This is a genomic window from Sphingobacterium sp. HJSM2_6 (genome assembly GCF_049316305.1).
GTDB lineage: Bacteria > Bacteroidota > Bacteroidia > Sphingobacteriales > Sphingobacteriaceae > Sphingobacterium.
In genome coordinates this window covers 1-16,515 of the sequence record NZ_JBMOXB010000007.1, presented here as the reverse complement: position 1 = coordinate 16,515, position 16,515 = coordinate 1, and the positions used below count along the sequence as shown (strand labels likewise).

9 protein-coding genes are annotated in these 16,515 nt (G+C 36.9%); all 9 read left to right on the top strand.

Translation table 11 applies throughout. The annotated features are described in order from the left end of the window. Positions 1 to 6: 6 nt before the first annotated feature. The 9 genes from ACFRAE_RS07875 to ACFRAE_RS07835 all read left to right on the top strand — a co-directional run bounded on the left by ACFRAE_RS07875 (position 7) and on the right by ACFRAE_RS07835 (position 16,031). Positions 7 to 1,797 (top strand): RagB/SusD family nutrient uptake outer membrane protein, encoded by a 1,791-nt coding sequence (locus ACFRAE_RS07875; RefSeq protein ID WP_422796592.1) that lies wholly within the window; start codon positions 7 to 9, stop codon positions 1,795 to 1,797. Between the two features lie 208 nt (positions 1,798 to 2,005). Further along, complete coding sequence (locus ACFRAE_RS07870) at positions 2,006 to 3,400, top strand: arylsulfatase (protein ID WP_422796591.1); 1,395 nt, start codon at positions 2,006 to 2,008, stop codon at positions 3,398 to 3,400. Between the two features lie 371 nt (positions 3,401 to 3,771). Continuing rightward, on the top strand, positions 3,772 to 4,344 hold the full coding sequence (locus ACFRAE_RS07865; RefSeq protein WP_422796590.1) for an RNA polymerase sigma factor: 573 nt from the start codon (positions 3,772 to 3,774) through the stop codon (positions 4,342 to 4,344). A 94-nt stretch (positions 4,345 to 4,438) separates the two neighbouring features. Then, positions 4,439 to 5,572, top strand: a complete 1,134-nt coding sequence (locus tag ACFRAE_RS07860) for a FecR family protein (RefSeq protein ID WP_422796589.1) — start codon at positions 4,439 to 4,441, stop codon at positions 5,570 to 5,572. Positions 5,573 to 5,783: 211 nt separating this feature from the next. Beyond that, positions 5,784 to 9,392 carry a SusC/RagA family TonB-linked outer membrane protein gene (locus ACFRAE_RS07855; RefSeq protein WP_422796588.1) on the top strand — a complete coding sequence of 1,203 codons (3,609 nt, stop codon included), beginning with the start codon at positions 5,784 to 5,786 and terminating at the stop codon, positions 9,390 to 9,392. Positions 9,393 to 9,403: 11 nt separating this feature from the next. Then, positions 9,404 to 10,768 (top strand): RagB/SusD family nutrient uptake outer membrane protein, encoded by a 1,365-nt coding sequence (locus ACFRAE_RS07850; protein WP_422796587.1) that lies wholly within the window; start codon positions 9,404 to 9,406, stop codon positions 10,766 to 10,768. Positions 10,769 to 10,773: 5 nt separating this feature from the next. Then, entirely contained in the window at positions 10,774 to 11,721 is a 948-nt protein-coding gene (locus tag ACFRAE_RS07845) for a discoidin domain-containing protein (RefSeq protein WP_422796586.1), read from the top strand. A 43-nt stretch (positions 11,722 to 11,764) separates the two neighbouring features. Beyond that, positions 11,765 to 13,048 carry a redoxin domain-containing protein gene (locus tag ACFRAE_RS07840; RefSeq protein WP_422796585.1) on the top strand — a complete coding sequence of 428 codons (1,284 nt, stop codon included), beginning with the start codon at positions 11,765 to 11,767 and terminating at the stop codon, positions 13,046 to 13,048. 187 nt (positions 13,049 to 13,235) lie between these two features. Beyond that, a complete protein-coding gene (locus ACFRAE_RS07835; RefSeq protein WP_422796584.1) occupies positions 13,236 to 16,031 on the top strand; it encodes a M16 family metallopeptidase in 2,796 nt (931 codons plus the stop codon). Positions 16,032 to 16,515 lie beyond the last annotated feature (484 nt).

Below are 16,515 nucleotides of genomic sequence, written 5' to 3'. Positions count from 1 at the left end.
GAAATCATGAAAATTTTAAAATATTTTTTATATATCGCTATTGCAGCTGGCTTAAGCACCAGCAATACAAGCTGTACCAAACTTTTAGATCTTTCTCCAGAAGGAACCTTGACAGAAGGTACTACGTTTACTTCTTACGATAATTTCATCACTTATGCTTGGCAATTCTACGGGGTATTTCCTGGATATTCGAATTCCGTACCTAATTCAGAAGTAAATGGTGATTTATTTGCTTTAGCCAACAACAATGCTACCTCCGATTGGCTTTGGAATAGAATAGTTATTCCTGGTTCATCCGCAGATTATAGTAATCCTTATGTGCAAATCCGCGCAATAAATATACTCTTAGACCGCATAGATGGTGCTAGTCAACTAAGTGAAGTGGATAAGAAACATGTGCGTAGTTTAGGCTATTTCTTTAAAGCTTATAATTATATGGATTTACTAAATAAATTTGGTGGAACCATTTGGATTGAAAAGGCAATAAATGATGGTGATCAGGAATTTTTATACGGTACACCAGGTACAAGAGATGAAATCGCTGATAAAATAGTGGAAATGCTTACTTATGCCGAGGCAAATATTAAAGCTTCTGGTGATGGAAAGAATACCATTAATGTCCATACCGTGCGTGCATTACTTTCGCGATTCGGTCTTAGAGAAGGTACTTGGCGTAAGTATCATGGTTTAGGCAATGGTGAAAAATATTTACGCGCCTCCGTCGCTGCATCGAGTAAATTAATAAGCAATTTCCCAAACATACATCCGGATTATGATGAACTATTTAATAGTGAATCCTTAGCCAACAATACGGAAGTCTTGTTGTATAAACAATATGAGGTTAATCAGATTACGCATTCTCTTGCTTCCTTAGCTAGAAATTCTGCCGGAAGATGGGATTTAACGAAATCTGCTGTAGATCTTTACCTGATGAAGGATGGCCAAACCCGATGGACTAGTACCCAATTCGCTGGAGATCAAGACCCCTACAAAGAATTTAGAAATCGGGACATTAGGTTATATTATACGGTACCCCCACCCTTTAAAGTAGAGGTCAATCACCCAAGTTATACCTTTGCTTTTACAGCTAATGAAGGTGACCGGGAGTATATTAATTTAATGAATACCTTGTCTGTATCAAGTCGTAAAACCTTACCTACTTTAAATTGGCAAGGATTAGTTCTTAGACAAGAGCCTCATTATGCAGACTTTACCAATGGACAACCTTTTAATGTGACTTTTACAGGCTATCGTTTTTATAAATTCAGTAATAAAATAAAGATGTTGCAGAATGAAGACATCAATGATGCCCCAATATTCAGAATGGGCGAAGTATTATTGAATCATGCTGAGGCCAGCTATGAATTAGGAGAACTTACCCAAGATATCATTAATCAAACTATCAATAAATTAAGACAACGTGGACAGGTCGCAAATTTAAATTTAGCTTCCATACCTACTGATCCAACAAGAGACAGTGCTGTTTCTGCTGTATTATGGGAAATTCGCAGAGAACGAGCGGTGGAGTTAATGGGTGAAGGGTTTCGTTTTGATGATTTAAGAAGATGGAAAAAAATGAATTATGCTGCCAGTAGAAAATTGGGTAGATATATTGTAAAAGGGGTTGATGTGCCAGCCACGGCTCCTATACCAGTTTTAAATGGAGCTACAGCAGGTTATATTGCCTACGAAAGTAGCCCACCTGCTTTCCCAGATTACTATTACCTATACCCTATTCCTTCAGCAGAGATTGTTTTAAATCCTAAGATTAATCAAAATCCAGGTTGGAATGATTAAAATAAACTTACCAGCGAAAAGTAATTTTTCGCTGGTAATTATCTTTTTTTTGAAAAGAAGTAAACCTATTTTTTTATTTTACCATTAATTCGCATGCTTAATGCTCAGCTTTTCCTAAACAAAACTTATTCTTTATTTATTTAACAGGAAAAGCTATTTAGGGTACTGATTTTGAAAAAAACAATTACGCTATACGCTACTAAATGAAATGAAAAAACTACTCTTATATTTAATTCTATCTGCGGGACTTCAACTCCATGCACAACAGCAACGTCCTAATATTGTATTTATTTTAGCAGATGATCTAGGGCTTGGAGATTTAGGAAGTTATGGCCAGCAGAAAATAAGTACGCCTAATCTTGATAAACTAGCAGAGCAAGGCATGAGATTTACCAATTTTTATGCAGGAACATCAGTCTGTGCACCTTCACGCTCTTCCTTAATGACAGGCCGTCATACAGGGCATACCTACATTCGAGGGAATAAAGAAATAGAACCTGAAGGCCAAGAACCTTTAGCGGACTCTATCCGTACTTTTGCGATGATTCTTCAAGAACAGGGATACCGCACAGGTGCCTTTGGTAAATGGGGATTAGGCATGGTCGGAACATCTGGGGATCCGAATAAAAAAGGTTTTGACGAATTTTTTGGCTATAACTGTCAAAGGCAATCGCATCGGTATTTTCCGACCCACTTATGGCATAATGATCAAAAAATATCATTAGCAGGCAATGATCTAAGGAACATGGTGACTTATGCCCCGACATTAATCCAAGAGCAAACGCTGGCTTTTATAGAAAACAATAAAAACCAACCCTTTTTTCTATTCGTACCATCTGTTTTACCCCATGCTGAATTGACGGGTCCTGAGGATCAATTTTATAAGAAATATGAAAATGCTTTTGAAGAAAAACCGCACAAAGGCAATGATTATGGACCTCAAGGTACAATTGCTGGATACGCCTCTGTAAGCAAACCTAGAGCTACTTTTGCAGCTATGGTAAGTCGCTTAGATCACTATGTAGGAGAGATTATCGCTAAGCTGGATGAATTGGGTCTCACGGAAAATACCATCATCTTATTTAGTAGTGATAATGGTGCTCATCGGGAAGGTGGAGCTGATCCAATTTTTTTCAATAGCACTGCCGGATTAAGGGGTTTCAAAAGAGATTTGTATGAAGGTGGAATTAGAACACCACTGATCGTTCGCTGGGACAAGCATATCGCTCCAAACAAAACCAACAATCAGGTAGGCGCATTTTGGGATATCTTACCGACCGTACAAGAATTAATTGGGGACAAGAAAAATGAATCCACCGATGGAGTATCATTAGTTCCTACCTTACTTAATAAAGGAAAACAGCAAAAACACAAACATTTGTATTGGGAGTTTCATGAGGATGGAGGTAGACAAGCCGTCCAGCAAAATCAATACAAACTGCTCCGCTTTAATGTAAAGGATGCTCAAAAAACGTATTATGAATTATATAATATCGAAAAAGATCCTCAGGAAAAAAATCCAATCCAAAACAACAAAATTCAACGTAGATTAATAAAGATCATGGATGAGGAACATATAGAAAGTAGGCTATTTCCGCTTTAATATTTATTTATCTTCCATATGGAGCGCACTAAGCTCGATAGTTTTCCTACCTATTTTGAAAATCTTATCCATAACATATGAAAATAAGCCTGATACGAATCAGGCTTATTTTTTTGATATCCCAATCAAAATAAATTCGAAGCAAACCTTGAAATGCTAAAGATGCACATCAGGTTAATCCCTGTTAAAACTAAAGCACTGAAACATATTTAACAGCATCTTACATTCCTGTTCAAATTTTAAAAATAAATAAACATCAAGAAAATAGCGCGGTTGAATTTGTGATTTTGCTCATTTTACATTAAACTTGTTAATTGTTTGGATAAATTATTTCTAAACCATTTAAAAGTTATGATGCTTTTTTCTTTAAAATGACTACATATCAAAACTCTACAGATCGTCATTTGGCTACTTTATTATTACAGGGCGATCAGCGGGCATATACCGAAATTTTTGAACGATATCATAAGTTGTTAATTAAGCATGCGTTTCAACTTTTACAGGAAAAAGAAGCTGCAGGAGATTTGGTGCAAGATGTTTTTTTGACCCTTTGGCAGAAACGGGAGACGATTTCTGTGACGAATTCCCTTTCATCCTATCTGTACACAGCTACTCGCAATAAAGTATTTAATCTCCTTTCGCATCAAAAAGTTGCATCCCGCTATGCAGAATCTATTGCCAATTTTATGGAAGAAGGCCATAGTATGACCGATGTTACCTTACGAGAAAAAGAGCTTGCCCGTATTATTGAAAAAGAAATTGACGCACTTCCAACTAAAATGCGTGAAGTATTTCTATTGCGTAGCCAAGAGGAACTCAGTTACCAACAAATTGGAGAGCAACTAAACATTACTAAGCAAACGGCAAAACTTCAAATGCATAATGCCTTGAAAATTCTCAAAATAAAAATCAAGTCCTATCTCCATGTCCTTTGGCTACTGTAGTCAAAATAACTATTTTTTTTTCATGCTAGCTATAACGTTTGATAACTGAACCTGTCATGTAATTAGATAAGGGTTTAAAAACTCCATTTAAGAAATGAATAAGGAACAACTGGCTAAGCTATTAGATCAATATACCAAGGGCAAACTTAGGGAGCCTAAAATTTCTATGCTCGAAAGCTGGTATCTTAAAGAAGCTAGGGAAGAGAAGCCAAAATTGACGGAAGCGGAAGTAAATGATATTTCAAACCGCATACGCACTTACCTACCCTTACAATATGGCAAAAAATCTGTTCGCATGACTTATTGGCCAAGATTGGTCGCAGCAGCTGTTGCCCTCCTATTTGTTGGAACTATACTGTACTATTATAAATCCTCTAGACTAAGCAATTCTAAACAAGCTGAATCGGACCTTTCGGTCAATGTGGCACCGGGTAAAATGAACGCCACGTTGACCTTGGCCGATGGCCGAAAAATTTACCTCACTGAAGCTCATAAAGGAGAAATAGCGAATGAAGCTGGAATTTCCGTTGTACAGACTGCAGATGGAGAATTAGTTTACCGCATCAGTGATCCTAGCCTAGGCGCCAATAGTATGAATACGTTAAGTACGCAAAAAGGGGAAACGTATAGGTTGATTTTACCTGACCAATCTAAGGTATGGTTAAATGCAGCATCTAGTTTGACCTATACTACAGGGTTAAAACAAAACGGAAAGCGCAGGGTAAAATTGCAAGGTGAAGCCTATTTTCAAGTAAGTAAGGACAAAAGCCATCCATTTATCGTGGAAACTTTAAACCAAGAAGTAGAAGTGCTCGGAACAGCGTTCAATATCAATAGTTATGAAGATGAACCAAACGTAACGACTACGCTGCTAGAAGGCAGTGTAAAAGTTAAAACAGCGAATCAACTTCAAATATTACGGCCCGGAGAGCAATCAAGTACTGATGGGAATAAAATTAACGTAAGAAAAGCAGACCTAGATCAAGTTGTAGACTGGAAAAACGGGGAGTTCAATCTCCATAGAATCCCGTTTAAAGCCGCAATGAGCAAACTCGCTAGATGGTATGATGTGGAAGTTATTTACCAAACAACTAACGCTGAAAAATTAATATCAGGCGGATGGATTTCTAGGGATGCCAGTTTAAAGACAATCTTGGAAGGTATTGAACAAACAAAACAAGTCAAATTTAAATTAGAAGGGAGGAAACTCTATGTGTTAAACTATTAAGAATATTGCCATTAACTCTAAAGTAAACGGGGTATAAAAACAAGAGTTCAATAGGCGAAACTAATTACTAAACTAGAGGAGCCTAAAAAACCAAAGGCATAAACCTTTGGTCCATGTTTGGCAACAAACAATAAATGGTTGCTATTTACCACAGGACGCCATTACTTTTCGACGGGCAAAGGCGCTCTGGATTTAACCAAACTAAACGTAAATGTATTTAAATTTTTCCATAAAGCAAGCTGTAAAAACTTGCTTGCAGACTACAGTATGGCCTAACCTGCGATTTACCACGATCTTATTCCTAGTAATTCTTTTTCAGGTCAGTACCCCATTATTTGGTCAACAAATTACTATAAGCAAAAAAAACGCTCCACTAGAGTCCATCTTTCGAGAAATCAGGAAGCAATCTGGTTACAATTTTTACTTTGATGCGCAAATAATTGATTTGAATTTAAAGGCAAGTATTCAGGTCAAAAACGCAACAGTGCAGGATGCATTGCGAAAATTATTAGCGGACAAAAACTTGTCCTATGCCATTATGGACAAGCTTATTACGATCACAAAAAAAGAATCGCCTATTCCGATTAATCGTACTGATGAAAAGGATAATTCCATCATCGTTTCAGGAAACGTTTTGAATGACAAAGGTATAGGCCTTGAGGGTGCTACAGTATACGTAAAAGGAACCTTTTATCAGGTAAAAACAGGCAAGAATGGTGAATTCTATTTGGGAGAACTCCCAAAATTCACAGTTCTTATCGTATCGCATATAGGGTACAAAACGATTGAAATTGCCATTGATAAATTTAGTATGCCAATGGAAATTCGCCTGGTAAACCAAATTAAAGAAGTAGAAGAGGTTGTGATGGTTTTGAATACAGGATACCAAAAAATCAGTCCCGAACAAAGTACGGGAGCCGTGGCACAGATAAGTTCAAAAGAGTATGAATCTAGCATAAGCTCTAATTTTCTAGATGGGCTAACCAATAGGCTTCCAGGTCTAATGATTAATAATGATATTAATTTCACCAGTTTAGTCCCAGGAACTAGCGGTTCGAGTGCTCGTCCACTATTTAATGTTCGAGGTATTTCGACGATGTCTGCCAATCAAAATCCCTTAATTGTGCTGGATGGTTATCCGACTACATTAAGTCTCGACATGATAGATCCCAATGAGATTCATTCCGTAAATATTCTGAAAGATGCTGCTGCAGCAACGGTATATGGGGTTAGCGCCTCAAATGGGGTCATCGTTATCGAACGTAAACAAGCGAAAGCTGGAAAAGCAATTGTTAACTATAGACCATCCTTCAGTCTAAGGCCAAAGGAAAATTATGAGCGCTATCGATGGGATCCAAATGCAGCTGCATTACTGGTGAACTATTTACGTGAAATTCAAGAGCCTAGCATTAACTCAGCGACCTGGAATCGAATTTCTTCCATTCCAGGTGGTGCCGTGAATAGGCATCCAACCTTTTATATTGGAGCACAATTGGCTGCAGGTGTTATCAGTCCCGAGCAGGCAGAAAATGCTTATGCGGCTTTAGGAAGCTACGATAATCTAGCGGACTATAGTGAGCTTTTTGAACGCAACAGCTTAACGCAACAACATCATTTAAACGTATCTGGAGGCAACGAGCACGCCTTATACTATTTAACTGGAAACTATAGTAAAAATAGATTATCAAAAGTTTTCAACGACAATGATCGGCTATTGCTATCAGGTCGAACGTCAATAAATCTTTCCAAAAAATTTAATTTAGAACTGAGTACAGACTTTAGTGAGCAAAGAATAAATTTTGCCCCTACGCCAAACGCCACTACTTATATGCCCTTTGAGCGATTTCGTGATGAATCAGGAAATCCTGCATCTGTGCTGTGGAGAAGTTATTCTCCTACATACACAGCGCAACTTATATCCAAAGGTTTAGAAGATGATGCCTTATATCCATTGATAGAAATGAAGGAGGTAAAAGAAACTACCCGTACAATCAGCAATAAAATCACCGCAAACTTCAATTATCAGATTGGTAAAGGCTTTCGGTTAATATTCGGTGGAATCTATGAGACTTCCAATTCAGCGATTAAGTACATTGCTTCTGAACGCTCCTCAGAAATGAGAAAATTTATTAATGATTTTACGTTCATTCAACCCGATGGGCAATTAAGTTTCAACATCCCAAAAGGGGGTAAGCTTAAACAGCAAAATATAAATTTCAATAATTATACAGCAAGAGCACAGCTAAATTATGATAGAACTATTGGCGACCATGCTGTAAATGCCATTCTTGGAACCGAAATAAGAAATATGGTTCAGCAGGGAAGTCTCAGTACTTCTTTTGGGTATAATGACAATTCTTTAATTCAACAACCCGTAGATTTTAACTCCATTACCTCCAATGCCATAGCAACAAGAGGCAATGTGCGCATATCGAATGCACCTATTCCTTATGAATCATTTTTTCTACAAGAAAACACAGAGGATAGATTTTTTTCTGGATATTCTAATATCGTATATAGTTATAAGAATAATTACTCCATGACAGGGAGTGTACGCGTGGATCAATCTAATTTGTTTGGAACAAATCCCAAATATAAATATAAGCCCCTTTGGTCTTTTGGAATGGCTTGGAATGCCCACCATGAGTCATTCATCAAAAATTTGACTTGGGTGGATCAAATGAAGTTTCGTTTTTCTTATGGTTTCAATGGGAATGTTGCGAAACTTTCTCTGCCAGAAGTAATCGCTACCAAAAAATTATCTGCGTTAACGAATCCAAAATTACCTGCATTGCGGTTGCTCTCCTATGCCAACTCGAGTTTGCGATGGGAACAAACGAGAAGTATCAATGGAGGGTTAGATTTTAGGATCTTCAAAAATATCCAAGGAAACTTGGACTACTATTCGAAGAAAAGTACAGATTTATTAAGTAATGCATTAATCGACCCTACTATTGGAACAAGCCCCACCCTAATCAACCAAGGGACCATTCTAAACAATGGTATTGAATTTGGCCTACGAGCGGATTGGATCGCAAGACAAGACTTTAATTGGAACTCTGGAATTGTCTTAGCCCATAATACCAGCAAAGTATTGAAAGTACATCGTAGAGGAAATTATGACCCACAAACGTTGAATGCTTTGGGATATATCGCTGGTTTTCCGGTTGGGGCAATGTTTGCCTATCATACGGTTGGAATAAACGATGCTGGATATCCAAACCTGGCTGGACCAAACGGTGAAATCATAAAAACCAATACCTCTGGTCAAAATGAATATGCTGCCTTGGAAAAAGCGATGACCTCCGAAGAGTTTGGACTCAGCCATTATGTAGGTACTGGATTACCGACTATCAATGCCGGTTTTAGTAATAGAATAGATGTAGGATCATTTTATTTCTTCGCTATGATCAATTATTATGCCGGATTTAAAGTCAGGGTTCCAAGACCAAACTTTGCGACAACCAGGCCATTAGTAGGGATAGGAAATTATTGGCAAAACCCAGGTGATGAACTGAATTCTGATATGATGGCTCTCCCAGCCTTTAACCATATCCAGGCAAACCGAGCTTACAACTATGCTTCCAAATACATTGTTCATGGCGATTACCTAAGCTTAGGTGATCTGACGGTATCCTACCGTGTAAACAAGCAACAGGTGCTAAAATCTGCTGGTTTTCGGCAACTGGAGATTAAAGCACAGGCTTCAAATATTTATACCATTGGTTTTAATCGATACAATTTTAGTATGGCCACAGGAGATTTTGCAAAACCTTATTTATCGCCCACTTATACCCTTGCCTTATTTCTAACTCTTTAGCAGGAATGAAAATGAAAAATATAAAAACCCTGTGTCGGGTACTACCACTAATTAGTCTGTTATTTTCTGGTTGTGATAAGTACCTAGACATAAGCCCTAAAGGTAAAACCCTATTAACCACAGTCACAGATTATGATCAATGGCTTAATGATGATGAAAAACTTTATTATGGCATCCAATATTGGAATTACTTAGGTGATAATATTGATTTAGCAGACATTACGATTCCCGCTATTCAACCTCAAGATTTAATCTATTTATGGAGTAATCAATATTCAGTAAAACTGGAAGAAGAACCTATTTTTTGGGGAAATCATTATGCGAAAATAAACTTATTTAATACGGTATTGATCGGCATTGACAAAGCGACTGGTGGAACCAATCTGCAGAAAAGAAATATCAAAGCAGAAGCTTTATTAGGACGCTCATTAGAATATTTTTATTTGATGAATGAGTATTGTCAACCTTATGATTCAAAAACATCTTCCCAAGTACCAGGCATCCCATATGTTACCTCCAATGATGTAAACCAAGAAGTCCCCCTTCGAGGTACGCTGGAAGAATTATACCAACAATTAATTCGGGACTTGAAGATGGCCATAGCAGACCTCCCCAAGAACAATAGTCTGAATCGATTCCGAGGATCAATTGCAGCTGGATATAGCGTATTGTCTAGACTTCATTTTTACGCTAGAAATTACGATGAAGCTCGAAAAAATGCAGAATTAGCTTTAGAAAGTTCAAATGCCTCATTGATAAACTTCAATGGACCATTTCCAAATAGCAATTTCTTATACATCCATCCAGATGTTATCTATGCCAGGCAATTGCTAACAGCCACTTATCCTACCCTTGATTTTTTAAGATCTTTTGCCAGTAATGATAAAAGGGTCCGAGCATTATACTACTCTATGGATGGATACCAATTTGAAAAAAGAAACAGTAATTTTTTCTCCCCCGGAGCAATAACTCCATCCCTAACTTATACAAACACCGGTACATCTGTTCAAGAAATGAAATTAATCGTAGCAGAGTGTGCCGCACGCAATAATGACCTCGGCATAGCCTTAATGCAATTAGATGAAATTCGAAAGAATCGGTTCTCCGCAGACAGTTATATAAAATTTGAATCAACAGATCAACAACTTGTTTTAGAAGAAATACTCAAGGAACGAATACATGAACTTCCATTTAATGGATTGCGTTGGTTTGATATGCGTCGGTTAAGTATGGAAAACAAAATGAATCCTGTGCATAGGTATGATGTTGCCGGAAAAGTGATTGCGACATTGGCTCCAGGCAGTAATACTTATACGCTACAGATTCCTTTCCAAGTCATCAGTTTAAATCCGAAAATCCAGCAAAACCCCATTTAGAATTCATGAATATACTAAAACAAGTTTTCCTATACAGCAGTTGCTTACTAATGGCAGTCGCTTGTGAAAAAGATAATAAGCGTATAGACTTAGCACCTGTTTCTGTTTCTTTCGATCATAATTCAAAAACAGATTCCATAGAATTCGGAATTACGAATTGGAAAGACGAATTAAAAACGGTGGAATTAAAGGCTTCAATCATTGGAAATGCAGGCATAAATGATCATTATATCAGCTTTGCTGTAGACCCAAATAAGTTAGCCGATTTTAAAACGAAATATGCTTTACCAACTGCTATGTTGTTGCCGAATAGTAATTATTATTTTTTTAAGGATGTGGTGAAATTAGCAACTGGCAATAAAACTTCTGAAGCCGCTCAATTAAATCTATTCCAGCAAACTAAATTGCTAGAATATAGCACCTATGTCTTACCCATTGTTATCAAATCAATTGATGGCAAAGCTCTAGAGTTAGAAAATGAAAGGGTTATCTACTATGTATTTAAAACTGGAAAACCTTTGACTATAAACAAATCGGCTTGGACGATTGAACAATATTCCTCGTATAATCCCGGTTTAAGTCCAACAAATTTACTAGATGCGAATAATGAAACGACCATGTGGTCTACGAATATTAGTGAGAAAATGCCCCAATGGGTCCTTATCAACTTTAATAAAGAGCTACGATTCTCATCATTGACCTATTACTTACCCAAGCTAATCAATTTCCCTACGGATGGTGGATACCCAACAAAAGTAAAAATAGAGGTTAGTTCAGATGGACAATCTTGGACCGACAAAGGAACATTTGACAGCAATATTCAACAACCTATGCAGACTTTGGAAATTGGGGAATCTACGGCAAGAATGCTACGGTTCACCGTACTACAATCTGTAAAGTATCTGAATCTATATGAGATGATTATCATCGGTGGAATTTCCATAAATCCTTAAACATCCTTTTAAAAACGCAAAAAACAGTCAATACATCAATAATATGGACGTAAAAATTAAAAAAATAATTAGCAGTCAGATTTCCATAGCGATTTGCTTTTTCCTAAACAATGCCATAGCTAGTGATAATTATGATTCCCAAACTCGTTTGAGCTCATGTGTTGGAAACAAAAAAACAGAACAACTAAATGTAATTCAAAATAAGACGAAGCTAGGGCTAGATGTTCAGTCAATTTTGCTTAAGCTTCAAAATCAAACCGATACTTTTAAACTAATTGCTGATTTGAATCATCGTATTTCTGGAGATACCGTCACATTGGTATATACATCTACCACTGGAATGAAACGGGAGACAGCCCTTGTAAAAGATGGGAAATTCACGTTCTCTGGAACTATTGATGGACCCTCGGATGCAAGCCTCTATGCAAAAGAAAAAAATAAAAGTCAACAAGTTATATACCCCTTGTTTTTAGAACCTGGGATAGTAAACCTCCGTTCTGAAACTGGAAGCTTAGCAGATGCCAAAGTTGAAAATTCAAAACTCAATGAACATTTAGCAGCCTATTTATTAGCACTTGCACCTCAACTGAAAGATTTTTCTACGCTCAATGCTGCAAGTACTAGTCTTTCTGAAGCGGATAGAAACAATCCGGCTCAAATACAAAAAATGAAGGACTGGGAAGTAAAAATTAGGTATGAGATAGACTCCATAAATAAAAATTTTTACTTGAAACACTACGACTCTTACATTGGTTTGTGGGTTTTTCAGCAATCCAAACTTTTTGATGTTAGAAATAACTTTACTTTTTCTGAAAATGAACTTAAAAAATTCTCCAAAGAAGTGTTATCGACTGCTTTAGGGCAAAAAATGTTAAACGATATTACTAAATCTGGAATGATTCGTTCAGGCATGATGGCGCCCGAATTCACTCAAAATGATGTGTATGGAAAACCAATAAAATTATCAGACTTTAAAGGTAAATATGTATTACTCGATTTCTGGGCTTCCTGGTGTGCTCCTTGTCGAATGGAAAATCCAACCTTACGAAAGGTATATGACACCTATAAAGACAAAAATTTCACCATTTTAAGTTTATCTATTGATAATGAAAAAGCTAAAGAAGCTTGGTTGAACGCCATTGAAAAGGATGGATTAATTTGGACCAATGTTTCTGATTTATCAGGCCAAAACAATGAAGTGGCAAAACTTTACGGGGTAAGCAGCATACCTTCATGTTTCTTGATTGATCCTCAGGGTAAAATAATTGCTATCAATCTTAGAGGGGCAGAGCTAGAAAAGAAAATCAGCGAAATTTTAATTCAATAAACTTTCAGGGCAACTGAGGCTGGCTTAATTAAACAGCGATAGAAAATTATTGATACAGCTTTCATTTGTCCTTTCCTTACTTCAGTTTAATTACAATTAATCAGTTGCAAAAGCATGGTAGGCCATCGTATTAGCCAAACTATTGCTTCTAAAGCATCTGCTTATCACCTGTAAATCAAATAATCGTATGTTTCAAAAAATCATTTTTATTATTGCTTGCTTATTTCCTTTTTTGCTCAGCGCGCAGCAAGTTCAAGATGTACTTCCTTTAAATCCTGAAGTTACATTTGGAAAACTAGCTAATGGATTTACCTATTATATTCAAAAAAATACAAGCCCTCAAAAAAAAGCTGATCTGTACCTGGTAAATAAAGTGGGATCTATTTTGGAAGAAGAGAATCAATTGGGATTAGCCCACTTTATGGAACATATGAATTTCAAAGGAACCAAAAACTTTCCCAGGTATAAACTAGTGGATTACTTAGAAAAGCAAGGGGTTAAATTTGGCGCCGATTTGAATGCCTATACTTCTTTAAATGAAACCGTTTATCAATTACCAATTTCTACCTCGGATTCCGAAGTGTTTGCAAATGCTATGCAAATTATGCGTGATTGGGCCCAGGATGCACTACTTGAAAGCAGTGAAATGGACAAAGAACGATGGGTAATATTAGAAGAAAAAAGAGCGATAGCGGGCGTGAGGAATCGAGTGAATAATGAAGTGTTTAACATATTGACAAATCATAGTCGGTATTCAAAACGATTGCCAATAGGAACTGAAGAAATCATCAGTGGATTTGAGCCAGAAGTTTTAAGAAAATTTCATAGGGATTGGTATAGACCTAATCTACAAGCCTTGATTGTTGTTGGAGACATTAATGTTGAACAAGTTGAAAATCAAATAAAATTATTGTTTAGTGATTTAAAAAATCCTGATAAAGCTCCAAAACGAATAGAATACCCTATTGTACTTAATGGTAAGAATCAATTTTTCACGTTTACTGATCCAGAACTTGAACAGACACAAATGCAAGTGACGATGAAATTTAAAGAGTCTCCTATAAGAACAGGTGCTGACTATAGAAAAGCTATTGTTAAACGTATACTGGAAAATTTGCTGCTGAATCGGTATAATGAGGCTGCACAAGGAACTGGTATTTCCTTTTTACAAGGGTCTGCAGAAATTACAACATTTATAGCATCTATTTCAGGGTTTTCGGTAACTGTTATTCCTCATCCGGGCAAATTGGAAAATGCATTTCAAGAAGTATGGCGAGAATTGGATCGAGTAAAGCGCTTTGGATTTACGGAAGTAGAATTCAATCGTTCAAAAAAACGAATTTTAATGGGTGTAGAAAATGCTTATAAAGAAAGGGATAAGAATAACTCAATCAATTTAGTGAAAGAATACAGCTCGCATTTCTTAAATGGAATGGCTGTACCTGGCATCACTTTGGAGTACCAAATGCTGCAGGAATTTTTGCCTTCGATTACACAGACTGAAGTAAAAAACGCACTTAATGACTTGATATCTAATAAAAATAGGGATATCATCGTAACTGCCCCTAGCTCCGAAAAAGCAAATTTACCTCAGGAATCTGATGTGCTTTCATGGATGCGTAATGCGGAATCTTCTCCCCTACCTCCTTATCAAGATATCCTCGAGTCCACCGGATTATTAGATCAATTACCTTCCCCTGGATGGATACAATCGGAAAAGAAAGTGGAAGATTTGGGATTAACCGAATTGACATTAAACAATGGTCTTAGGGTGCTAATTAAGCAATCGGATTTCAAAAATGACGAAATACTATTTACAGGATTTAGTCGTGGCGGAAGCTCTTTATACGATAATCAAGCTGTTCGACAAGCGGAAAATGCCGTAAATTTCATAAAAGCAATGGGACTAGGAAAACATAGTCCTACAGCTTTAAACACGTTGCTAAGTGGGAAATCTGTACAAGTAAATGTTGCTATTACAAATAATTTTGAGACCTTAAGTGGAATAACGCGTCAAGTGGATTTGGAATCTGCATTGCAATTGGCACACCTGTATTTCACCGACCCCAGAAAGGAAAAGTCTTTATTTGACAACCTATTGGCTCAAAGTCGTCCTACTATAGAATCAAGATATAACAATCCGAATACCGTATTTAGCGATACCATAAATAGGGTACTTTCAAACTACAACCCTCGATTCAGTGTTCCTGATCTAAAATTGCTGAACGAGCTGGATGTAGATCGTATATTAGCCATCTATAAGGAGCGTTTTGCAAATGCTGCTGATTTCACTTTTATATTTGTAGGCAATTTTGATGAACCTAATTTGAAGGTTTTAATAGAAAAATACTTAGGCTCCCTTCCTTCTAATGGAATGTTAGAAAATTTTGTGGATCGTGGAATTCGCCCAGCAAAAGGAAGAATTAATAAAACCATTTTTGAAGGCACAGAAGATAAAGCTTCGGTATTAATGGCATATACTGGATCCTTCGATTATAATAGACTGGATGCTATAGCGATGAGTGCTTTGGCTGAGGTCCTTCAAATGCGAATTACAGCAAGGCTTAGGTTCATTGAAAGTGGGGTGTATTCCCCTAATGTTAAAGCAACTCTATCAAAATATCCTTCCCAATTTAATTTAAAAATAGTGTTTGGCTCTGCTAGTAATCGGACTGAAGAGTTAATTAAAGCTGCGGAAGAAGAGGTGGAAAGGTTGAAAATTTTAGGACCTACAGCTGAAGAGTTGCATAAGTTTGTGGTATCGCAAAAATTAGCTAGGGAACAAAGCATGAAACAAAATATGTTTTGGATTCAGGCATTGGCTAGTAAACTGCAAAATGAAGAACCCTTGGTAGATATTATTGGCTTTGAAAAATTGTTAGACCAACTGACAATAGATAAGGTTAAAGGAATCGCAAATCAATATATTAATAATGATTTGATGATTTTTAAGATGTTACCTAAGGCTCATCAAATTCAATGAGCTAATAAATAATATATGAAGTAATTCAGGAACCTGAATGGATATCTGTATTGGAATTGAATGTTCAATTAGTAAAAGCTTATCAACCTAAATCGTTAATTAATAGTTCAATAGAATAACCTGTTTTTTTGTTGGGCTGGCCGGAAAAAGACCAGCCTTTCAATGCCGTTTAAAGGGTCCTAAGGCAAGGTTCTTAACAAAATCAATCTGAACTTTAGGACGCAAAAGTGAACAAGCAAAAAAGCCCTAACTTTCGTTAGCGCTTTTTCAGTCGGGCTGGCAGGATTGCTTCAGCCTCACAAACCACATACAATACCCTGAAGCTCCTTCGGATCGAACTACGGTCCGAATCTTACACTGGCGCATAAAAAAAGCCCTAACTTTCGTTAGCGCTTTTTCAGTCGGGGTGGCAGGATTGCTTCAGCCTCACAAACCACATACAATACCCTGAAGCTCCTTCGGATCGAACTACGGTCCGAATCTT